The sequence below is a fragment of the Draconibacterium sediminis genome (assembly GCF_000949475.1).
In the GTDB taxonomy this organism is placed as follows: domain Bacteria; phylum Bacteroidota; class Bacteroidia; order Bacteroidales; family Prolixibacteraceae; genus Draconibacterium; species Draconibacterium sediminis.
On the sequence record NZ_JRHC01000001.1, the window covers coordinates 228,911 to 252,035 of the forward strand.

The window sequence follows — 23,125 nt, forward strand, 5'->3', positions numbered from 1 at the left end:
AGAAGGAGTTGGAGATGCCAACTATGCTCCATAACGAAAACAGGGGAAACTACAAGTAGTCTCCCCTCCCTCCTCAACTCAATACCTCTGCCGGAATTCTAGAATGAATATTTCACATGTAATTGCAAGCGGGTGTTTCCCACTTTCTCCACATCCGTTACATTCAAACCGGAATCGGCTGTGCCGTATCCTGCATAAGTTTGGTTTAATTCCAACATCACTTTAATTGCCTGGTTTCCCATTATTACTCTTGGCGATATTCGCGCAACATAATCAATGTTAGTGCCCCGGGCATAAACCTCTCCGCCATCGGCAATTGGGTCGCTGCTACCCAAGTTGTTCGCCATACCTGCGAAAAGGCCAAAATTCACCTTCGAAAAGCGCGTCATTACTTCTGTCCACCACGAAAAAGTATTCACCGGTGTATATTTAAAACTGTTTGTTTCTGTATTGATTTCGCTAACACCGTAACCTCCAAGCATGGTTAAATCGGTGCCGTTTTGTGCATAAATACCCTGAAGTTTAAAAGTCATCGATTTGCTTTTTAGAACGGTATATGCAATAGCATGATAGGTTCTGAGTGATTCATCCACATAATTGCCGTCGCTGTTTACAAAGCGCGGAACAAGGCTTTTGGTTCCGGCTACTAAACCAATCAGGCTTTTGCCCGGCGCACCGTATTCCAGGTGCACATCAAATTCAGGAATTGACGACTGGCGAATATAGACAGAGCTGAGTCCTTGCGGCCCGAGCGATTTGTAATCCAGCTGCGATAAAGCGGTTAATGATCCAACAAATTTGTCAGAAAACTTGCGCGTTACCCTGATTTGCGGATTTCGTGCCAGCGTTGAAATTGGCGCTGCTGCTCCCCACGACGAAACCTCGGGGTAGCACGACAAAACAAACATCGGGCTCCAGTACTGGCCAATCATAATGCTTGTTTTTTCATAGTCGAGTTTGGCCATGGCGTGACGCAGACGTACCGTGCCGATTTTATCGTTTGCATTTCCAACAAAATCGAATTCAATAAGACTGCTTAAATCTCCGCCCCACAATTTGGAGCCTGAAGATTTTGCGCGTAGGCGGCTGTGCAAAGCAAAAAAGTTAAAGTTGCCTTTTGCGTTAATATCAACTCCATTATCATCGTAAACAATAGGCGCCGGATATAAAACCACATCCCCGTCGCGGGCCGAAACTACCTGCCGGCTATCGAAAACCGCCTCGGTAGATACAAATCCGCCTACTTCTACTTTTATCTTGTCCTGTGCATTCACCAAAGATGTTAACGACAGCAGTAAAATCATAACGGCTGTTGCCATTGCAGTTTTGGTTTTCTCTTTAGCAACAGGTTTTGTTTCCTTTTTAACCAATTCTTTTTTGGGTGCCGGTTCGGTAACCTGATCGACCAGATAAACAATTGATTTGTGGGAAATTCCACTGTTTTTCGACAAACCAATCTCACAGGTTCTTGAAGTGGAGTACCCTTGTTTTACGTCATCAGGCAGCTGAATCTTCAAATTCCGAAGACCATGTTCGTTTAATTCGGGATACGAAAAACCCCTGTCGCCGGCAAAACCACAACAGTTGGTTTCGGGCTGAACCACTTTTTCAGCACATAACTTCGCCAGATCGACCAAACGGGCGTCCATTCCCATTTTTTTCATACTGCAAACCGCAAATACCGAAACGGGCTCAGCCACCGGAGTAAAACTTAATTCATCTTTTAAATATTCCCAAATGAACTCTACCGGTTCGTACAATTTTAAGCGGTCTTTCATATTTTCTTTCATGGTAAACAGGCATGGGCTCATATCGCATAAAACCGGATATTTGCCGTATTGGCTGGCACTTTTCAACGCTTCTTCCAGTTCATTCGATTTTCTCAAGCCCTGCTCTTTAAATCCTTTGCTGGAATAGGACATTCCACAACAAAGACTATTCAACTTCTCGGGATAGATAATTTCGTATCCTGCCTTTTTTATCAGGCGTTCCATAACAGCAGTCAGCTGTTCTTCTCCTTTTTGATCTTTTGATTTTCCCATCGATCGGTTGATACACGACGGGAAGTAAACCACCTTTTTAGGATTTGCCGAATCGACCTTACCGGGCACTATTTTTTTCGCACCCGATGGCATGTACTCGTTCCAAAGCGGCACTTTTTTGCCCGAAAGTTTATGAATACCGTTTGAGGCAGCGTTCATAAAACCGGTTCCCAGCACCGAATGTGCAAGATTTACAACCGACAGCGAACCACGCATAACTTTAGTGGTTAAGGCCATATGATCGGCCAGCCAGTCGGCCACTTTGTTTTGCTTTGGCGTATGTTTTTGATAACGAATTTCCTTGATCAGTTTTCCGGTATCGATTTTCACAGGGCAACTTAAGGCACAAAGCCCATCGGTAGCGCAGGTTTCGTCGCCCGAATAATTGTACGAATTTTCGAGGGCCGCCAATTCATGAACTTTCTCGCCGCTTACCCGCAAACGTGAAATCTCGCGGTAAACCGCCACACGCTGGCGCGGCGACAAGGTTAGTTCGTTGGCCACGCACGAGGGTTCGCAAAAACCACACTCAATACATTTGTCCACCTTTTCTGATGCAGCCGGAAGCGGTTTCAGATTTTTCAGATGCGATTGCGAATCATCGTTCAGGATAACACCCGGATTTAGCAAATAATGAGGATCAAAAATCTGCTTGATCTTTTTCATCAGATCGTAGGCTTCCTTTCCCCATTCGTGCTCAACATAAGGGGCCATGTTCCTTCCCGTTCCGTGTTCCGCCTTTAAAGCGCCGTCGTATTTATCAACTACCAGTTTCACCAGGTCGTCCATAAAATTCTGATAGCGGGTTACTTCTTCTTCACTGGCAAAATCCTGTGTAAACACAAAGTGCAGGTTTCCTTCCAGCGCATGACCAAAAATCACGGCTTCATCATAACCGTATGTTACAAAAAGAGCCTGCAAATCGAGCGAGGCCTGTGCCAGTTTTGGTACCGGGAAAGTCACGTCTTCGATAATTACGGTTGTGCCGGTTTCTCGCATGGCACCTACCGACGGGAATAAACCTTTTCTGATTTTCCACAAGGCCATAAATTCAGACAGCACATCGGTAAATGATACCGGAATTTCGGCAGGAATATCGCTTATCGTTTCTAAAATCTCATCAATCTGTTCAGCCAGAACTGTTGGCTCTGATGCACGGGTTTCCACCAGAATGGCACTGGCTCCTTCCGACAAATCTTTCAGGTAAGCCGGCACTCCGTCCTGATCTTCAACCGAACGAAGACCTGCCCGGTCAATCAGTTCGACCGCAGCCACCGGGGCACTTTTTAACAACGAAACCGCGTTACATGCTTTTTCAATATCGGGGAAAACCATCAGTGAACTAGCTTTGAATTTGTGTTCGATTACCGTTTTGTAGGTGATCTCGGCAATAAAACCCAAAGTTCCTTCAGAGCCAATCATAATGTGTTCGATCACATCAAAGGGATCGGTAAAATCGACCAGCGCATTCAGGCTGTAACCCGTTGTATTTTTCATTTTGAACTTGTCGCGGATACGCTGCGCCAAAGGCTCGTTGGCATTAACCGATTCCACCAGTTCGGTTAGGTTAGCCAAAAGTCCGGCATGTGTTTCCCTGAAAGCTTCTTTACTTTTTTCATCACCGGTGTCGAGCAACGTTCCGTCGTGGAAAACAATTTTCATGCTTTCAACCGTTTTGTAAGAGTTTTCGGATGTACCGCAACACATTCCGCTGGCGTTGTTGGCAGCAATTCCGCCAATCTGAGCCGCATTTATCGATGCCGGATCAGGACCGATTTTACGTCCGTATTTTGCTAAAATAGCATTGGCTCGTGCACCGATAATTCCGGGTTGCAAACGAATACTCAGGCCGTTCGCCAGTACTTCGTGCTTTTGCCAGTGAGCGCCGGCAATCACCAGTATCGAATCGGTGATGGCCTGACCTGAAAGACTGGTTCCGCCAGCACGGAAAGTAACCGGTAGTTTTCGTTTTTGGGCTTCCTTTAATATCGTTGACACTTCGTTTTCGTCCCTGGCCTTGATTACCAGCTTTGGAATCAGGCGATAAAAACTCGCATCGGTTCCAAATGCCAGCGTGTGCATCGGATCGTGAAACATTCGGTTCTCATCGATCACCGACAATAACGAATCGTAGAGTGATTTATATTCTCCGCTAAGCATAATTTCTTTGTTTAAATTTTAAAGTGGTAATGGATTTAGCCCCATAAACAGAACGGATCCGAGAATCAGCAGAATGATCAGATAATAGGCAAACGAGGGCACCGAATTGGTGCGAATTATCCTTCCTTCCGACCCGATACAACCAACAGTAGCCGACACGGCCACCACGTTGTTCACACAAATCATATTTCCAACACCTGCTCCAATTCCCTGCATAGCCAGAATCAGAATTTGCGGTATGCCCAGCAAGGTTGCTGTTTCGAACTGGAACGAAGCAAACAGAATATTTGAAACCGTTGCTGAACCCGACATAAAAGCACCTAAAATGGCAATTAGTGGTGCAAAAACCGGGTAAGCGTGTCCCGAGATAGATGCGGTTGTACGCGCCATTTCGGTGAGCATACTTTCCAAACCTGCGCCGTTTGTTCCCGAGTTTAGCATGATCTGCACCAAAGCAACCCCGCTGAATAAAGCTATTGCAGCTCCTTTTATTTGATTGAAAGTCATTTTCCAGGCTGCCTTTACCTCTTTCATCTTCATTTTATGAAAAACGTGGGTGAACAACGCTACCACAATAAAGGGCAGCGTGCCCGGTAAATACGCCCATTTTAAGGCATAATCAAGTTTATCTATTCCGAATAAATTATTGATTTGTATGGTTTGTGCTGCCAAAATTCCTTTTAATCCAAATTGCGGAATACGTGTCACAACCAGGATGACCGCGATGAGCAAATAAGGTGACCATGCACGAAGCAGTGACATTTTTGCTTCGCCAACAGTTCCGGTGTCGGTATTCGAAAACCAGCTTTTTGCCCACTTCGATTCGTGCGGAAAGTCCCAAGTTTTTTTAGGAACAAGAAAACCTTTTTTAGCTGCCACAATTATAATTCCCAAACCAATAAACGATCCCACCAAACTGGGTAGTTCGGGACCGAACACCACAGCGATTAGTGCGTAAGGAACCATAAATGCCAGGCCGGCAAATAAGGCAAAAGGTGCAGCCTGCAAAGCAGGTTTAATCGATTTCTCCTTACCAAAAATCTGGGTCATAATCATTAAACCCAGCAAAGGAAGCAGCGTACCAGCCACCACATTGGGCAATGCCACCCATTTGGTCAGCATCATTTGAAACACCGTCGGATCGGCTCCAACCTGTTGCAAATTGGTTTCGAGCGTGCTCATTGCGCCAAAAATGGGCGTTCCAACTGCGCCAAACGGAACAGGGACACTGTTAAATATCAGCGCCACGATTGCCGCAGCCAGCGGAGGGAAACCCAGTCCGACCAGCAGTGGCCCTGCCAAAGCCGCAGGAGTACCGAAACCGGCAGCGCCCTCGATAAATGCACCGAACATATAACCGATGATGATCGCCTGAATCCGGCGATCGCGGGTGATTCCCTGAAACCCGTTGTTAATGGATGCCATGGCACCCGATATTTTTAATGTATTCAGAATCAGAATGGCTCCGAATATGATGATCAGAATGTCCATTGCTTTTAAGACACCGAAAAAAGAATATGCGGTAACACTCAGAATATCGATCTTCCAATAGACCAATGCTATTAAAACAGCCAGGCCCCAGGATAACGGAAGCGCCTTTTTTGCTCCCCAGTTAAATCCCGCCATCAATACGATTGTTACTACAATTGGTAAAAAAGCCAATAACGCGTTCATAAGTTTTAGATTTAAATTAAACATCAAAGCCATCTTGGTTTACGACGACGCGACCCTTAGCCAATTGAAATGCCAAAAAATAGAGAAGCTGATTTTTTATCGAAAATGAAAACACTTAATATCTGGTATTCTGATCATTACGGTTTATGTTTTTTGATTTTGGGGGAGAATTGCCTACTGAATAAAAACGGGCCATTTGGAACATGCGGGCCATTTGGAACGCGATAATCGGGCGAATGTGCCATTTGGAACGGGGTGGAATTTTAAAAATAGGGACTCTTTTAATGTACATTTAGAACACAGAGGGTACCTTTTAAAAAAACCAAACTTGAAAATTCAGAAAGGAAATTGAAATAAAGTACAATTATAAGTGCCACGTTTTATGCCAAACAAAAAGCGCTTAAATCAATGATCTAAGCGCTTTTAATGTTTTTTGGTATTTCACCAAGTACCCGGGGCGGGAATCGAACCACGCCCGTAATACGCTTATAATCAATGTGTTATTTTAATGCAAATCGTGAGGTCTCGTTTTTGTCTCTCACTGGTTCATTTTCAATATTTTATCGTTTAAAAATACGAAATTGTAACCACTTCTTCAAATGTTGATTAATTCCCACGGATGTAGATGAAGAATACCTTCATAGTTCGAATATTTCATATCATCAAGAGAAACAACATACTTTTCATAGTTATCTTTTATCTGTAAAAGGTTGCCAAATTCCCTGTTTATAACATTTTCGTTGTTTAATAAATAGGCTACCTGAATATAAATTATCCTATCAGCCTTTTGGGCAATAAAATCAATCTCAAGATTATTTAATACTCCAACCTGCACTTCATATCCCAAACGTTTTAGTTGCAGATAAACGTAATTTTCAAGGTTATATCCGACATCTGTCGGTAAAAATCCAAACAAGAAATTTTTAAAAGCTAAATCATTCAGATAATATTTACAGGCACCTCCGAGTACTTGTTTCCCTCGTAAATTAAAACGATCTGCCTGATGAAAAATAAAGGCATCAGTTAAATACTGCACATAACTTGAAACAGTTTCGTAATTTGTTTTTTTCTGTTTGCTTTTAAAATAATTGATAATATTACTTATCGCTGTCAGGTTTCCGATATTTACCGCAAGGAACTTAAATAGTTCTTCCAGTAATGGTAGATCCTTAATTTTATGTCTGTCCAGTATATCGCGTAAAATGACAGTATTTTTTAAACTGGCTATGTAATTACGTTTAAGTTCTTCTGAATTAAGATGAAACAATTCAGGTAAACCTCCGGTTTTAAGATATTCAAGAAAACTTTCCTTTCCCAGAGTTAATTCCTTTACATCCAAAAATTCGGAGTAATCAAAAGGTAAAATCTCAAATTCAACATATCTACCTGATAGTAATGTTGCTAATTCTCCTGATAATAAAGTAGAGTTTGAGCCGGAAACAAATAGCTCGTAATCCTGTGTAAAATCCTGAGAATATGAATTAACAAAGGTTTCCCAACCTTCAATGTTTTGCACTTCATCAAGAAATATATAGATTTTTCCTTCTACCTGAAGTTGTGCTCGATAAAAGGAAAACAATTCATCTAAGTCAGTAGCTTCTTGTATTTCATCAAATGCAATAAATTCCTTATTCAAAAAGAACAAATTCTTTGGATCAACATTCTTATTCGTAATAAGATAATTCATTATTTGTCGTAATAGATAACTCTTTCCGGATCGACGTTGACCTACCAGTACTTTTACTAAACGAGTATCCAAAAATCCAGTTATTTTTTCAAGATATTGCTTACGCTCATAACCGATCTGTATTGTTTGTCCTTCCCAGGCATTATATCTTTTTGTTTTCTCAAATACATTTGCAATTTTTTCAGCCATATTTGAATTTATTTTTATTTGATATATTTTTTCAAATATATTTGAATATTTTCAAATTGTTTAGATATTTTCAAATATATTTGAATTATTGTTGTGAAATTATATCTATGTGACCTAATCTGTCTATTCAATTCGACACATTAGCAATGTTTTTGTCGATCACAATCGACACTTTTAATGAAGCATGAGCTATAAAATACACATTTATAGCCCAACATAATCTAAATTGTGAGCTATACAAACAATTTCGAGATTGTAAGTCAACTCCATATATTACCGTTTTACTCTTCCGAAACACACTTTTTCGAACGACTTTTCGTGAGTTGACACATTTTTTCGAACGACTTTTGGTGCCAATTAAAAGAAAAATACTCCCATCTTCATTCATTTCCAAAGGCTATCCTTAATCCCAAATCGTAAACACCGGCTCTTTCCAATTCAGGCATTAGGCAAAAGAAGGCGGAATAAATGGACTGAAAGATTGCGCCGGAGGACAGTAAATTGGCAAGTGTTTTTCCAATACTTTGATGTCAAGTCTCCTTTCGAAGTATGAGAAAGGTGTCTTGGCAGCAAAGAATACAAACAATTTCAAAACTCTTGTCAATTTGCTGGCTGCGTTTATGCCGTAAGCTTTTGACGGTTGACTGAATTGAAATCAATTTGTTGAAGATTTGGGAAAACCTTATGACCTACATCCGGTACCCTCTGTTCTTTTTCTTTATGGGCTTTATGCGTTGATAGGTTTCCTTTCTACTTTGTCTTCTTTCATCTTTCTCTGCCTCAAGCAGACCTTCTTTTATCAACTGATAAAAAGCCTGATCCAGTGATGGATTATCAATAACAGCAAAATATTCCTGCCTCTTATTCTCATCCAGCTTGTACTTAATCTTTGAATAGCTGAATTGCCTGTCAATTTTGGAACCGTTAAATTTTAAATCATTTTTAGTAAACGAAATCCCCTGAACAACATTTGTATTTCCCCTGCATTTGTAGTTTACTGTTATCCCCTCTTTGTTTAGTTTAGCTTCCAGTTCGTCCATATCTTTACATTTGGGCACAAGCTCTTTCAGGCAGCTATAAATCTCATATTTTGTTTTGTCCGGTTCTTTTAGCCGGTGAACGTTTACATTTTCCTTTCCTTTGGCAAAATACAAGTCATTCTCTCGTGTAAGTTCTTTACAGATCTTTTCACTACGGTAACGATCGTTTTTATTGGATATCGTTTTCCCAAGATTGTTGACTCTGTTAAACACAATATGAATATGAGGATGCTCCTTATCGTAATGCCGGGCGATGATAAACTGGGTATTTACAATTCCCATTCTGTTTAGATAATCATCTGCAATCTTTAGAAGAAACTCATTATTCAACTTTGCTTTATCCTGAACAGAGAAATCCAGGGAAATATGACCTACCGGTTTGCTGACCCGCGAATTGAGTTCTGTTTGAGCAACAAAACTTTTTGTAATCGAATTCGTGTTTTTCAAACGTACGCCCTCTCCCATTAACAATTCAGCTGCTTTCTTTGGAGCAAGGATATAATTTACTGCCCCGGCGAAGTCTCCACCTGTTGTAATCTTGGCAATCATAACATCTTGTTTATGATTCGGTCAATTTTACGTGCAAGAAACAGGTATTCGCTACGAATATGATCGTAACCCAGGGCATTGGCTTTTCGTGCAATCTGATTGAGGTTATTGGCCATTCCTGAAAGTTTTCTTATCTCAGCATTAAGTTCGGGTGTTAAGCGTTGAACAACTGTTGTATTCATTATTGACTGCCTGATAAACTCACTTTGTGTAATTCCGGCTTCTGTTGATTTGCCAATTAGGGAGTAATATTCTACGGTCGACATTTTTACCGTTACCTTATATTTCATCTTCTCACCATCCAATTTTCGAGGACGTCCACCTTTGTTAAATTGCACCATTTTTTATTACCATTTTTTAGACCAACGGGATGCTAAATAGGAGTTTTGGTCTTACCAAAACATAAACTTGCTATCCTACCTCGAAAGGGTCTTTTTATGGAAATAAAGTTAGGTAACAGAACAGAAAAAGAAAACAGCAAATAAGCTCAATATCAACCAAATAAAATGTATTTAATCTCTTTACATACTAGTTACCAATAATATTGAAATGAATAAACTACTACAAATAAAGTTTGGCAAATTCTTAATGATTCATTTGGCGGTGATAATTTTCTCGACACTAATTTCTATTTTATGGACAAAGCTTGTTAGCCTTACCTATAATCCCTTCGCTTCCCCCTGACCTCGTTCGAGGCAAACAAAAAATGCTGATTCAAATTCGTGAATACGAATTGTGCAGATTTTTACTAATTTGCATTAATGCTTAAAACAAAACTAAATAAACCAAATCCGACTTCTAAATTAATCCTTAGAAAGGAACTAATTGATATACTGGAAAATGGCAAAGAAAAAAAACTGACCTTAATTTCAGCACCTGCAGGATACGGAAAAAGCACAGCACTAAGTCAATGGATTGACAATGGGAAATTGCCATATGTATGGTATTCGCTTGACAAATCAGACAATGACATAACTAATTTCTTACAATATACAATTACAGGTATTCAGTCGGTTTATAACAACATTGGAACAGAAGCGTTAAAACTGATGGAATCCAATGGCAATCCTACTTTTGAAACCATTGCCTCGCATCTTATCAACGATCTGTACGAGATACAGGAGCATTTCTACATCATATTCGACGACTATCATTTAATTGAAAACCAGCAAATCAACCAGCTTATTTCTTTCTTGCTTCATAAGCTGCCCGACAATATCCATATCGTACTCATTACCCGTTCAGACCCTTCAATTCCTTTAGCTCGCTTAAGAAGTCAGCAGTTGGTTACAGATATCCGCTTATCCGATTTATGTTTTAATGCAAACAACATCTATGATTTCTTTAAAAAAAGTTTAAATATTAGTTTGACTATTGAAGATGCCAAAAATCTGGAATCAAAAACAGAAGGATGGATTGCAGGACTTCAACTAACGGCTTTATCCTTACAGGGTAAAGAAGATATTAGCGAATTTGTTCAAAAACTCAAAGGTGATAATCGGTATATAGTGGATTATCTGATTGAGGAAGTTCTTCAACAACAATCCCAGGAGTTAAGGGAGTTTCTTTTATGTACCTCTGTATTAAGCCAGTTTAATGCATCTCTTTGCAATCATGTGCTTAATATCAATAATGGACAGGAAATAATTGAACTTTTTGAAAGAAATAACATGTTCATTATTCCTTTAGACAATGAAAGGAACTGGTTCCGCTACCATCATCTGTTTGCCAGTTTGCTTCAGCATCGGCTAAAAGTACAATTGAAGGATAGGATACCTGAACTTCATGCCAATGCCAGTCAATGGTTTGAAAATAATGATCAACTCGTTTTTGCCTTGGAGCATGCAATTGCCGCTGGAAATAAAATCAAGGCATTAAATCATTTTGCCAATGTTATTGATCACCTGTGGAAAACTTCACAATATCAAACTATACTCCAATTTGGTGGAATGTTTACGCACGAGGAGTTAATTAAAAACGTAAATCTTTGTCTAAACTACTTTTGGATTTTATTTCAGTCGGGGTACATCGAGCAGGCCGCAAGTTTAATATATCTGCTGCAAAACCACACCACCAACAAGGCCGAATTAGCAATGGTCCATGTTTGTATAAATAATCTTAAGGTATTAACCGGCGATATTGAATCTGTATTTACATATTCTGAATTAGAACTCCAGCATATTAAGGAAGATGTTGACTATTGGAATATACTTGCTTTTCTGTCTCTGGGAGAAATTCATCGTCTTAGATTTGAGTTAACCACAAGTTATCATTCTTTTGATCAGGCAGCAAAGAGAGCTGCAGTGCCTCAACTTATCTATTTTGAAATGGTAAACCGGATCAGATCTTCTTTCGTATTATGGACACTGGGAGATTTTTTAGGGGGCTATATAGAAAGTCAGGATCTGCTTGACAAATTGAACGCGTCTGGCGCAAATAATAGTTTTAGTATTGATCTCTTATCTTCAATTTTGTACTGTAAAGTTGGAAATTTTCTGATACATACTAATCAAATTGAAGAAGGGCTTCAAAAAAGCATTCGTGGCTACGACTTATCAAAAAAATCAACGAACCAACTTTTTATTACAAGTTGTACCTATCTGCTCGCAGAAGCATATTATTTGGCAGGAGAATATAACAAGGCGATTAACGTTGTCGAAGAACTGGATGCCATACCTTACAAACAGGTTGCGAAATACCTAAGTGAACTGGCGGATTCGTTAAAGTGCAAATTGTACCTTTTAACCAATAAACAAGATAAGCTTAAACCACTTTTTGAAAAGGATATTAAAGCAGATAAAAACCATGCCTTCGAATACATTCTATTTAGTATTAGCAGGGCACGGTATCAAATTGAACAAGGAAAAATCAAGGATGCTTTAGATATGTTACAGGAAGTTGCAGAAGAGCTAAAGGCTGAGAAGGGCTACGGATTACTTGCCGAGGTTGAGATTCTTCAGGCGAAGGCTCATTCCCTGATTCATATAGAGGATGAAGCTATCGATTATCTGTTACAGGCAATCCTAAAAACACAAAGTGCCGGCTTAATCCGAATTTATATTCTTGAAGGTGCTGAAATAGAAATCAACCTAAAAAAAATCAAACAATTAATAAGCACCAAAGCCAACACTCAGTTTAACAAAGTTGATGTTGAGTACATAAACAAACTATTGCGTGTGTTTGAAAAAGAAAAAACGGTGTCTCCCATAATTTTAGAAGATTCATTGAGCAGCCGGGAACTGGACACATTAAAACTTATTGCTGAAAACCTTACAAACCAGGAAATTGCAGATGCTCTCTATATTTCAATTACAACAGTAAAAACACATGTAAGAAATATTCTGCTCAAACTTGAAGCAAAAAACAGGAACGAAGCTGTTTCAATAGCGAAAGAAAAAGGGCTGTTGCACTAAAACACTATTGCCTGTTAAATCATCCCCCTAAATCATCCTTAGGGATGATTTTTACACAATTATAAATTCGGAATTTTGACATGTAAAAATTAAGATTGTTGAAGAATAAAAATGTGGAATGAAAGTTGATTTTATTTTACTAACAATTTATGTACATTTGCTACACAATAAAAACAAAGTGCCGGTAACCCATCCCATACACTTTTAGTGGCTTGGGAACGAGAAAATCTAATTTACAGAACATTCTAAATGGCAATGACAGACTGTCGTTGCCTGTACAATTCAATTTATTTATTAATTGAAGTAATGTTGTAATTAGATTTTTACATGTACTCCTATTCGGGATAGATACATTTCAACAAATCATATCGCAAATTACTTCGTGAAAAAAATCACGAAAATGCTTATTAACAAACAAATAAGGGAAGAACTTAATCATTTGTTCTTTCTACTAAAATTACAGGACCGAAATTCAAAATCGTCACTCGACAAACAAGTAAAAATAGAACAGATTATTGCTTATCTGGAAGTCATTCATGCAGAATTTCGCAAGACCTCAAGAAAACGTAAACTGGTTATAATTGATAGTGGAGCAGGTAATTGCTACCTAAGCTTCCTGGTCTATTACTTTTATCACAAGATAGAAAACAGAGATATTGAAATTCATTGTATTGATTTCAATGAAAAGCTTATGGAAGCTAATGAAAAACTAGCCAATGAAATGAGGTTCGAAAACATGTACTTCTATCCAATGGATATAGCAGATTTTGTTGCAGACAAGAAGGTTGACATGGTATATTCATTACATGCCTGTGATACTGCTACAGACAAAACAATGTACTTAGGAATTAAAACTAATGCACGAGTTATATTATCAGTTGCTTGTTGTCAACATACTATCAATATGAAAGCATCATCATTGAAGGCAATCACCAGATACAAGTCCTTCAGAGACAAAATGTTAATGATGATATCAGATACAATGAGAGCTCTACTGCTAGAACGTAATCAATACAAGGTCGAAATATTCGATTTCGTCTCATCCAGATTCACAGAAAAGAATGCTATGGTCAGAGCCAGAAGGGCTGAAGTCAGAAAACAGCAAAATGCAGTCAGAGAATATGATTTTCTTCGCAAAGAGTTTCGGATGAAACCTTACCTTGAGGAGCTCCTGTCTGATCTTGAAGTAGATTGAGAAAAGAAGAAACCAATATCTAATTAAATCATCCTTCCAAATCATCCCTGGGGATGATTTTTTTTTGCCCACTCCTCCCGTACTTTGTATCAGTTATTTTAAAAGCAACGGCAAAGAAAGTAATAATAAAACGATACGTGATGAAAAACAAAAAAGTATTATTAGCAGGAGCAACAGGATATTTGGGAAAGCATATTGCAGTTGAAATACAGAAACAACAATATGACGTAACAATTTTAGTTCGGGATAAATCTAAAGTCCCTGTGAATGTAGCAAACCTGAACAAAATTGTTGCCGAAGTTACAAAGCCGAAAACATTAAATGGACTAATGAACAATTTTGAGGTTGTCATTAGTACCATTGGCATTACCAAACAAAAAGATGGATTATCATACATGGATGTGGATTACCAGGGTAATCTTAACCTTCTTAATGAAGCAAAGAAAGCAGGTGTTAAGAAATTCATCTATGTTTCAGCTTTAAATGCAGATAAGCTTACCCATCTTAAGATGTGCCATGCAAAAGAACTTTTTGTTCAGGAACTTAAAAAAAGTGGATTGGATTATTGCGTTATCCGTCCAAATGGCTTTTTCTCAGATATGGCCGAATTTCTGAAAATGGCAAAAAAAGGAAAAGCAGAATTGTTTGGTGGTGGAAATTACACGATGAATCCCATTCACGGTGCAGACCTTGCAGAAATATGTGTTTATGCCATCGATGGTATAGAAAAGACAATTGAATTGGGTGGTCCTGAAGTTTTAACGCATAATGAAATGGTCGAATTAGCTTTCAGCACCCTTAATAAAAAAGTCAAAGTAAGTTATATGCCGGAATGGATGCGTAAAATGATTCTTTGGTTTGCACGAAGTTTTTCATCGTCCCAAAAATATGGCCCAATGGAATTTTTCTTTACCGTTCTGTCAATGGATATGGTAGCTCCGAAATATGGGACACATACACTCAGAGCTTACTTCGATCAACAAAAAAAATGTTAAACAAATGAGTTTGTTAAGGTTAATTCTAATAGGGCTTTTTCAGATGTTCAAATGGACATTTTACGGTCTCTATCTATGGACTCTCACTTCCATGAATTGAAAAAATTATTAAAATCATGAGAAACAAAATAAATCAATCACTTTGCAAAAAATGTGGAATATGTACTGAGGTTTGTCCAAATAAAATTATTCTTCAAAATGGGCATATCCAGTTTAAAGAAGAAAAAGAACATTTGTGTCTGCAATGCGGACAATGTATGGCTGTTTGTCCTTCAAAGGCAATAAAAGTCAAAGGTTTATCCTATGAAAATGATTTTCATGAAATAACCGGAAAAAAGGCAGATTACGAAAATTTCATGGAAATCCTTTCGAGCCGTCGATCGGTAAGAACGTTTAAAAACCGGCCGGTGAGTGAAGAAGTAATAGATGAAATAGTGAACTCTCTTTCTTATGCTCCATTTGGTGCAGCACCCGAAAAAATGGAGATTAGTGTGATCAATAATCGCGAGAAGATTGTATCGGCACTACCTTTAATTTCGGACTTCTTTCATGGAATTGAAAAAATGATTGAAAGTCCGATTGCTTCAATATTTCTCAAATTATTTGCAGGGAAGGAAGATTTTCAAACCATAAAAAATCACATATATCCAATCGCTAAGAGTGGAATATATAATCTCGATAACGGAGACGGTATAACAAGAGGCGCACCAGCAATAATAACCATACATGCAGCTAAAGATGCCGAAGCACACACCAATAACGGAATAATATATGCAACCTATATGATGCTAGCTGCTCATGCAATAGGGCTTGGAGCAACCATGATAGAGTGCGTTATTCCTGCCATTAATAGAAATAAGAAGTTAAAGCGGATTTTTCAAATCCCTGATAACAACGAAGCGATTATGTCAGTTATCGTAGGTTATCCAAAGTACCATTATAAAAGAACGATTAAACGTCACAAACATAAAATTAACAGAGTGTTATGAAGCAAAAGGAACGATTATATTACCTGGACTGGCTAAGAGTATTGGCCTTTGGTCTGCTGTTTGTTTTCCATTCAGCACGATTTTTTGATGATTATGGATGGCATGTAAAAAATGTAGAACATAGCATACTGGCAAATATTTTAGTGGGATTCACTCATGGATGGCGCATGCAGCTTATCTTCTTCATTTCCGGAGTTGGAACCTACTTTGCACTAAGATCCCGCAAAGGGGAATTTCTAAAAGATCGATTTGTCAGGCTCATTATTCCGTACCTGTTTGGAATCGTTTTACTGGTTCCGCCTCAGAAATATTACGAATTTCTTTACAATAATTGGTTTACTGGCCGTTTTACAGAGTTCATTATGGGATATCCTATGGGACTAATGGAACACCATCCGGGTGTAAGCCTGGAATGGACAGGACATTTAGGTTTGCATATCTGGTACCTGGCATTTCTTTTTGTGATGACACTGGTTTATCTCCCACTGGTAAAAGCCATTGCTAAACCCAATCTTCTTAGAAAATCATTAAAGTTCTTCTCCCGAAATTTGATGGGCCTGTTTGTCTTTATTCTTCCGGTAATTCTCACAGAAGTTTGGTTAAGGCCGACACATGGGGATTATCTTAATTGGGCTGATTTCTTCCAATACAGCATGTTCTTCCTGGTTGGATACTTTTTTATGGTATTTGATAATTACAGAAGCCTGGTAAAGAAATACACTTACCTGTTTCTTATATTGGGTGTGGCCTCATCATGGTATATTTTCAGTCATTACCCGGAGATAAATCAGGCAGAAACGATACTTATTTCCATCATTAATGCTACCATTCGAATTACCTCTTCATATTCGTGGGTATTGTTCTTCTTTGGTCTAAGCCAACGTAAGTTAAATTTTAACAGCAGGTATTTAAGCCGACTCAACACAGGAATACTTCCCTTCTACATACTGCATCAAACCGTGATTATAGTGATAGGATTTTATGTAGTTTCTACCAATTTTAGCATAATGACTAAATTCCTGATTATTCTCACCACCTCTTTGGTTTCCACAATTCTATTGTATCAGATCATAAAAAGAGTGAATGCCTTGCGATTCGTTTTTGGTATGAAAGCACTGGAAAAGAAATAGTGGATTATACAAAAATCATCCTTCCAAATCATCCTCAGGGATGATTTTTTGTTGGTGGGTGGATAGTAATTTTGATTTAGAAATAATTCATAAAACAGAAATAAGATGAAAACAGAAAAAAATACAAACAAAAAACAAGCAGTTCTTATAACTGGTGCTTCAACAGGAATTGGATATGCAACTGCCCTTTATCTTGACAAAGCAGGATATCAAGTATATGCGAGTGTGCGCAAAGAAGCTGATAAACAAAAACTCATTAAAGCTGCATCATCAAACCTGACTCCGGTAATAATGGATGTGTGTGATGAAGAAGCGGTGAACAAAGCTTATCAGCAAATAAAAACAGAAACCGAAGGATATGCCTTTAGTTTGGTAAATAACGCAGGAGTCTCCCTTAACGGGCCACTGGAATTGATTCCCTACTCAAATATAAAAATGTTATTGGATGTTAATATCAGTGGTTTAATCCTGGTAACAAAAACTTTCTTACCCCTTATTAGAAATACAAAGGGGCGAATTATAAATATAAGTTCCGGCCATGGGCTGCTTGCCATTCCCGATAAAAGTGTATATGCCGCTTCCAAATTTGCTGTTCAGGCTATTTCCGATTCACTCCGGGTTGAACTAAGCCCTTTTGGAGTAAAGGTTTCGGTTGTTGTACCCGGCAAGATAAATACAAATGTATTGGGAAAGATAATGGATGAAAGAGAAAAAATGATTGACCAGGCTCAGCCCGAAACAGCAAAACTCTACTCAACGCAAATGGAGTATTTCGACAGGGAAGTAAAAAACCTTCCATGTATCGAAGCTGTGGAAGTTGCAAAAGTAATTACAAAATCATTAAGCAATCCAAAACCAAAAGCTCAATATTTGGCAGGTCCTGGTGCGAAGAAAATGAAAATATTTGCCCGCTTTCCCCGATCAATGAGAGATAATATGATTTACAAAGCCATTTATAAATAGATGATAAAAAGGATAGACATGGACCGATTTCAAATTGTAATAAAAGGCCGTATTGATATAGAATGGGCAGAATGGTTCGGGGCGATGGAAATCAACTACGATGGGGACTCTACAATATTGACAGGAGAATTACCGGACCAGTCGGCTTTACATGGACTATTGAATCAAATTAGGGACTTAAACCTAAAACTGATATCTGTTAATCCCGATAAACAAATCAAATAAACCTGGAAATCATGAAACGACAAGTACTTAGAAAAAGGATATCATCCATATCATTTTTCCTGTTCCCGGCCACCTTTGTTTATTTTTCACCCTATGTCATTGTCGATGCCAGTGCCAAAGGAATTATATGTGGAAGCTTCTTTATGTTTATTCTGCTATTTGTGGGATCATTGTTTTTTGGCCGGGCCTTCTGTTCATGGGCCTGCCCTTTAGGTGGTGCACAAGAAATATTATCGCCCCTAAAAAAGAAGTTTGCGATAAAAGGAAGAATCATAAAGTGGTTTATTTGGGTTCCCTGGGTTATCTCCATCATTATTGTTGCAATGCGTCGGGGGGGATATCAGGAAATAAACCCCATTTTTAGAACAAACCATGGTTTTTCTCTTGGAAGTATCTACACAGCTATAGCTTATATGTGTGTACTATTCGTGTTACTCACAGCTCAGTTTATAGTTGGTAAAAGATCTTTTTGCAGACACATTTGTTGGATTGCCCCTTTTATGATTCTCGGGAATAAAATTAGAATCCTGTTAAAAACCCCGTCTCTGAAATTAGCCAAAACAGATAGTCCCTGTATTAATTGTAAAACGTGTACAAAAAATTGCTTGATGGGGCTTGATGTCGAAAACATGATCATGACTAATAAAATGGAAGATTCCGAATGTATTCTGTGTGGCAATTGCGCGGATGTTTGTAATAAGGGTTGCATAAAACTAAAGTTTCAATAATTAATCTTTTAAAATAATCAACATGAATAATCAAAAATCACAGCAAATAGGCCTAAACAAGGCAAAAGCAAAAGTTGAATTTCGTATTCACATCATCAATTACATCGTAGTAAATGCAATTCTTGCAATTATTAACTTGACACTAACTCCCGGTTATATCTGGTTTAAGTGGCCTCTTTTGGGCTGGGGAATCGGCATCATTCTTCATGCTTTAAAAGTCTTTTATTCTGGAAATACAAGCACAAGGAGCAATTGATCTAAAAAGAGACGGAAAAACAATACAAAAACTCAACTGACAAAGTATTATGGCGCGCAAATTAAGAAAACATCCATTAACCTGCTTACTAATTTCCATATGTTGGTTAATAATTGGACGGCTACGATTATCAAATGTATATATGGATCAAATTATTGAGATGGATGACAATTCAAACTTTCAGATATTTAGGCATGCAACAAAAAAGAAAGTTGATTTTAATACTCAATTTACAGTGTTTATAGTGAGTTTTAAATTTTTGCATTTATCTCATAAGGCAAATAAACTAACATCAATAGTTCCAATGCTCCTGATAACCGGATTTCCGGGATTTGTCAAAAAAATATATGCGGTTAATTATAAAAATGGTTATTGGCAAGGAATGTACCAATGGAAATCATTAGAAAATTTGGAGGAATATAAAAGGTCTTTTGTGTTTAAGATGATGAATAAAAGAGCTATTCAGGAATCGATAAAATCCATTCATTACGAGAACAAATCTTTGGATACTTTTATAAAAGAAAAAGTCAAATACAACAACGAACACATAACACCGTATCTTAAAATAAGTAATCAAAAATTATATGAAATATCATGCAAAGACTTATCAAAATATTTATCGCTGCTCTAATCACAATTACCTTTAGCTGTACAACAGATGATCAAAATATTTCCGATGAAGTAAAAGAGAATATTATTGCCCGGGTAAACAATGAAGTAAATACAGGAATTGTCGTTGGTGTGATTACACCACAAGGAACAAGCTTTTACAGTTATGGTGTAAAATCATTAGAGACAAATGAGCCGGTAGATGAACATACTGTTTTTGAAATCGGCTCAATAACTAAAACATTTACTGGAATATTATTGGCTAACGAAGCAGTTAATGGAGGGCTAAGTCTTGATGATCAACTACAAAATCTATTACCAGAAGGAGTTATTGCTCCAACAAGAAACGGAGAATCTATAAGATTAGTTCATCTGGCAAATCATACTTCTGCATTACCTCGCGTACCAAATAATTTTGTTCGAACCAATCCTGAAAATCCATATACCGATTTAACAGAACAACAGGTATATGAATTTGTAAATAATTACGAATTACCTTATGATATTGGCACAAAGTTCTTATACTCCAATTTAGGAATGGGCTTACTGGGAAATGTTTTAGCAGCAAAAAACAATACTACTTATGAGGAATTAATGTTAAAGAAAATTGTTGATCCGTTGGACTTAGAGGACACCCGTATTACCTTAACACCTGATATGGAAAGACGATTTGCAAAGGGGTACAACATGGGTGTAGAAGTTGGTTATTATACACTTCCGGCCATAGCCGGAGCAGGAGCAATTCGCTCAACAGCTGTCGATATGCTAAAGTATTTAGCAGCAAATATGGGAATTAAAAAGACTGATCTATATCCTGCCATGGAATTATCGCATAAATCTACCGGAATTAAGGAAGGGGAAATGACCGTTGGATTAGGCTGGATAACATCGATGGTTGAAGGAGAAGAAATAATTTGGCATGATGGAGGAACAGGTGGTTTTATGTCTTTTATAGGTTTTACAAAGGATGGTGCAAAAGGAGTTGTGGTGTTAACCAATTCGAATGGTTTCCCCGATGATATCGGGTTTCACTTATTAAACCCAAAATCAGAATTAAAAAATCCAATTCCTTCCATTGCAACAAAATTGAACAAGATAATTGAGAAGGAAGGTATAAATGCAGCGGTCAAATCGTATGAACAGTTGAAGAATGATCATGCTGATAAATATAATTTTAGTAGTCCGGAATTGATTAATTTAGGTTATAAATTACTTCAAAAAGACAAAACAAAAGAAGCACTGGAAATATTTAGAATAAATGTCGAGAACTACCCAAACGACTGGAATGCCAATGATAGTTATGCAGAAGCTTTGTTAAAAAACGATGAAAAAGAAAAGTCAATTGAGTATTACAAGAAGTCAATTGAGCTTAATCCTGAAAATGCTTCTGGAATTGAGGTATTAAAACAACTCGGAGCAGAAATTGAAAGATCACAAAAATAGAATCTTAAAAAAGAAAAAGATGACGCGTTAACATACGGTATAAGGCGTGGCTAGGTTGGGCTCGTATGACACAGTCGAATCTTGTTTCGCCTCAGTTTCGGTCGGACATTCAGACTTTCTAAAAATCATTTGAAGGAATGTCTGTAAGGGAAGTTCTAATCCGTAGTTGTTCCTTTCAAAAATTCAATCCAATCAATCTCATATATCCATTATCTTGTTAAAGTCTTGCGAAATTTTTGTGTCCAGTATCCTAGCATAAATCTGGGTAGTTTTCAGAGAACTATGTCCTAACACTTTCGAAACGGTTTCAATTGGTACACCATTGGTTAGCGTTATTGTTGTAGCAAATGTATGCCTGGCTACATGCATTGATAGATTCTTTTTAATTCCGCATATATCCGCAATTTCTTTTAAATATGCATTCATCTTTTGATTTGAATTCACTGGTAGCAATAGTCCTTTTGAAACATTTATTGGATAGTTTTTATAGCGCTTCAGAATGCTTTTAGCAGCAGGCAATAATGGAACTCTGCATCTTGATCCATTTTTAGTTCGATCTATAATAATCCATTTTTTTCCATCGTTTCCGATTCTTATATGCTGTTTTGCCAACTTCGAAATATCAGCATAAGACAGTCCTGTATAAGAGGCAAAAAGAAAAATATCTCTAACAATGGCAAGCCGTTCAATATCAATCTTCTTTTTCCTTATTTTTTTTAATTCCTTTTGAGTTAAAAATTCGCGCTTTGGTTGTTCTGTTTTTACCTGAAACTTTACATACGGATTCGTTGAAAGATAATCCATCGCAACTGCAATATTCAAAACTTTCTTCATGTGTTTATGGTAACACCAGGCAGTATTTACACTGTTATTGTATTTGGTTTTTAGGTATACATCAAAATCATTAATAAACTTATAACCTATGTTACTAAGAGTCCACTCCTTCTTTCCATAAACGTCAGATAAAAAGTTTAGAAGCCGGTTTTTTGAGGTTTTATAGTGTTTTAATGTAGTTGCTGAAAAACCTTTGCCAATATTGGATTCTATTGTGTTCATGTAAGTATCAAACATTTCAACTATTCCATGCTCTTCTTCTATGCCGCAAAGTTTGTTTTTAATATCAATTACATCAAACTTTTTGTTCCCGGCTTCAAACTGATTATAAATATCAAGAATATTAGAAGCTACTTTATCAAGACGATTATTAGTTGTCTTCGCTAAACTTGATGAGCCAGTCATTCTTTCTTTTGATATATCCCAGGAATTCTGATCAACAAATATCTTTGTCGATAATTCAGCACGTTTTCCATTGAGCGTAAACCTGACATAAACGGGGTAAGTTCTGTCTTCCCGCTTCTTTGATTTTTTAAGTAAAAATGCAATTGTAATCCTCATAATCCATAAATTTTAACAATTTAGGTCTCGCTCACTGTCTAAAAATACATTATAAATGCCACTTTTGAAACAGTAAAACGAACCAAATTAAACCAATTAAAATGAAATGAATCAGCGAGTTACAGCGTTTAGCGAGACCTATCGAGTCTATTTAACCATAGGTCTCGATTTTGTCGCATTTTAGATGCTTTTAAAGCACTTTTATTGATATTTATGCTAAATAAAAAAGCGCTTAAATCATTGATTTTAAGCGCTTTTAATGTTTTTTGGTATTTCACCAAGTACCCGGGGCGGGAATCGAACCCGCACTCCGTTGCCAGAACTGGATTTTGAATCCAGCGCGTCTACCAATTCCGCCACCCGGGCAAACTTCCTTTGTGGAAAATTGGTGTGCAAAACTAATTATTTCCGTTGAATTCGCAAAAACTATTTGAAAAAGATTT

General features: G+C 37.7%; 17 protein-coding genes and 1 tRNA gene. 11 read left to right on the forward strand and 7 right to left on the reverse strand.

Annotated elements, in window-relative coordinates; translation table 11 throughout:
• Nucleotides 1-98: 98 nt before the first annotated feature.
• The 5 genes from LH29_RS00870 to LH29_RS00890 all read right to left on the reverse strand — a co-directional run bounded on the left by LH29_RS00870 (nucleotide 99) and on the right by LH29_RS00890 (nucleotide 9,682).
• Complete coding sequence (locus LH29_RS00870; protein ID WP_082063367.1) at nucleotides 99-4,202, reverse strand: FAD-binding and (Fe-S)-binding domain-containing protein; 4,104 nt, start codon at nucleotides 4,200-4,202, stop codon at nucleotides 99-101.
• Between the two features lie 18 nt (nucleotides 4,203-4,220).
• A complete protein-coding gene (locus LH29_RS00875; RefSeq protein ID WP_045028383.1) occupies nucleotides 4,221-5,876 on the reverse strand; it encodes an L-lactate permease in 1,656 nt (551 codons plus the stop codon).
• Between the two features lie 595 nt (nucleotides 5,877-6,471).
• On the reverse strand, nucleotides 6,472-7,752 hold the full coding sequence (locus LH29_RS00880; protein ID WP_198152316.1) for an ATP-binding protein: 1,281 nt from the start codon (nucleotides 7,750-7,752) through the stop codon (nucleotides 6,472-6,474).
• Nucleotides 7,753-8,441: 689 nt separating this feature from the next.
• Nucleotides 8,442-9,341, reverse strand: coding sequence for a relaxase/mobilization nuclease domain-containing protein (locus tag LH29_RS00885; RefSeq protein WP_045025694.1), 900 nt, complete (start codon nucleotides 9,339-9,341; stop codon nucleotides 8,442-8,444).
• Nucleotides 9,338-9,682: a MobC family plasmid mobilization relaxosome protein gene (locus tag LH29_RS00890; RefSeq protein ID WP_045025695.1), complete on the reverse strand. Its 345-nt coding sequence runs from the start codon at nucleotides 9,680-9,682 to the stop codon at nucleotides 9,338-9,340. Before LH29_RS00890 ends, LH29_RS00885 begins: the two co-directional genes overlap by 4 nt.
• Before the next feature lie 420 nt (nucleotides 9,683-10,102).
• Here LH29_RS00890 and LH29_RS00895 point away from each other — a divergent pair, with 420 nt between their 5' ends.
• The 11 genes from LH29_RS00895 (at nucleotide 10,103) to LH29_RS00945 (ending at nucleotide 21,287) form a co-directional block, all read left to right on the forward strand.
• Complete coding sequence (locus LH29_RS00895) at nucleotides 10,103-12,754, forward strand: LuxR C-terminal-related transcriptional regulator (RefSeq protein WP_045025696.1); 2,652 nt, start codon at nucleotides 10,103-10,105, stop codon at nucleotides 12,752-12,754.
• Nucleotides 12,755-13,154: 400 nt separating this feature from the next.
• Nucleotides 13,155-13,949, forward strand: coding sequence for a class I SAM-dependent methyltransferase (locus LH29_RS00900; protein WP_157493519.1), 795 nt, complete (start codon nucleotides 13,155-13,157; stop codon nucleotides 13,947-13,949).
• A gap of 140 nt (nucleotides 13,950-14,089) precedes the next feature.
• A complete protein-coding gene (locus LH29_RS00905) occupies nucleotides 14,090-14,944 on the forward strand; it encodes an SDR family oxidoreductase (protein WP_045028388.1) in 855 nt (284 codons plus the stop codon).
• Between the two features lie 116 nt (nucleotides 14,945-15,060).
• The gene (locus tag LH29_RS00910) at nucleotides 15,061-15,933 is read left to right on the forward strand and encodes a nitroreductase family protein (protein ID WP_045025698.1); all 873 of its coding nucleotides are present in this window, start codon (nucleotides 15,061-15,063) and stop codon (nucleotides 15,931-15,933) included.
• Nucleotides 15,930-17,063, forward strand: a complete 1,134-nt coding sequence (locus LH29_RS00915) for an acyltransferase family protein (RefSeq protein WP_045025699.1) — start codon at nucleotides 15,930-15,932, stop codon at nucleotides 17,061-17,063. The genes LH29_RS00910 and LH29_RS00915 overlap by 4 nt, the downstream gene beginning before the upstream one ends.
• A 105-nt stretch (nucleotides 17,064-17,168) precedes the next feature.
• The gene (locus LH29_RS00920) at nucleotides 17,169-18,026 is read left to right on the forward strand and encodes an SDR family NAD(P)-dependent oxidoreductase (RefSeq protein WP_052670489.1); all 858 of its coding nucleotides are present in this window, start codon (nucleotides 17,169-17,171) and stop codon (nucleotides 18,024-18,026) included.
• A gap of 18 nt (nucleotides 18,027-18,044) precedes the next feature.
• A complete protein-coding gene (locus LH29_RS00925) occupies nucleotides 18,045-18,251 on the forward strand; it encodes a hypothetical protein (RefSeq protein ID WP_082063534.1) in 207 nt (68 codons plus the stop codon).
• 11 nt (nucleotides 18,252-18,262) lie between these two features.
• Nucleotides 18,263-18,979, forward strand: coding sequence for a 4Fe-4S binding protein (locus LH29_RS00930; RefSeq protein WP_045025701.1), 717 nt, complete (start codon nucleotides 18,263-18,265; stop codon nucleotides 18,977-18,979).
• 22 nt (nucleotides 18,980-19,001) lie between these two features.
• Nucleotides 19,002-19,235 carry a 2TM domain-containing protein gene (locus LH29_RS00935; protein WP_045025702.1) on the forward strand — a complete coding sequence of 78 codons (234 nt, stop codon included), beginning with the start codon at nucleotides 19,002-19,004 and terminating at the stop codon, nucleotides 19,233-19,235.
• 142 nt (nucleotides 19,236-19,377) lie between these two features.
• On the forward strand, nucleotides 19,378-19,866 hold the full coding sequence (locus LH29_RS00940) for a hypothetical protein (protein ID WP_045025703.1): 489 nt from the start codon (nucleotides 19,378-19,380) through the stop codon (nucleotides 19,864-19,866).
• The gene (locus LH29_RS00945) at nucleotides 19,830-21,287 is read left to right on the forward strand and encodes a serine hydrolase (protein ID WP_052670493.1); all 1,458 of its coding nucleotides are present in this window, start codon (nucleotides 19,830-19,832) and stop codon (nucleotides 21,285-21,287) included. Before LH29_RS00940 ends, LH29_RS00945 begins: the two co-directional genes overlap by 37 nt.
• Before the next feature lie 198 nt (nucleotides 21,288-21,485).
• Here the strand turns inward: LH29_RS00945 and LH29_RS00950 are convergent, their stop codons facing one another.
• Both LH29_RS00950 and LH29_RS00955 read right to left on the reverse strand, forming a co-directional pair.
• A complete protein-coding gene (locus tag LH29_RS00950) occupies nucleotides 21,486-22,682 on the reverse strand; it encodes a site-specific integrase (RefSeq protein WP_045025704.1) in 1,197 nt (398 codons plus the stop codon).
• Nucleotides 22,683-22,964: 282 nt separating this feature from the next.
• Nucleotides 22,965-23,048, reverse strand: a tRNA-Leu gene (locus tag LH29_RS00955).
• Nucleotides 23,049-23,125: the final 77 nt, after the last annotated feature.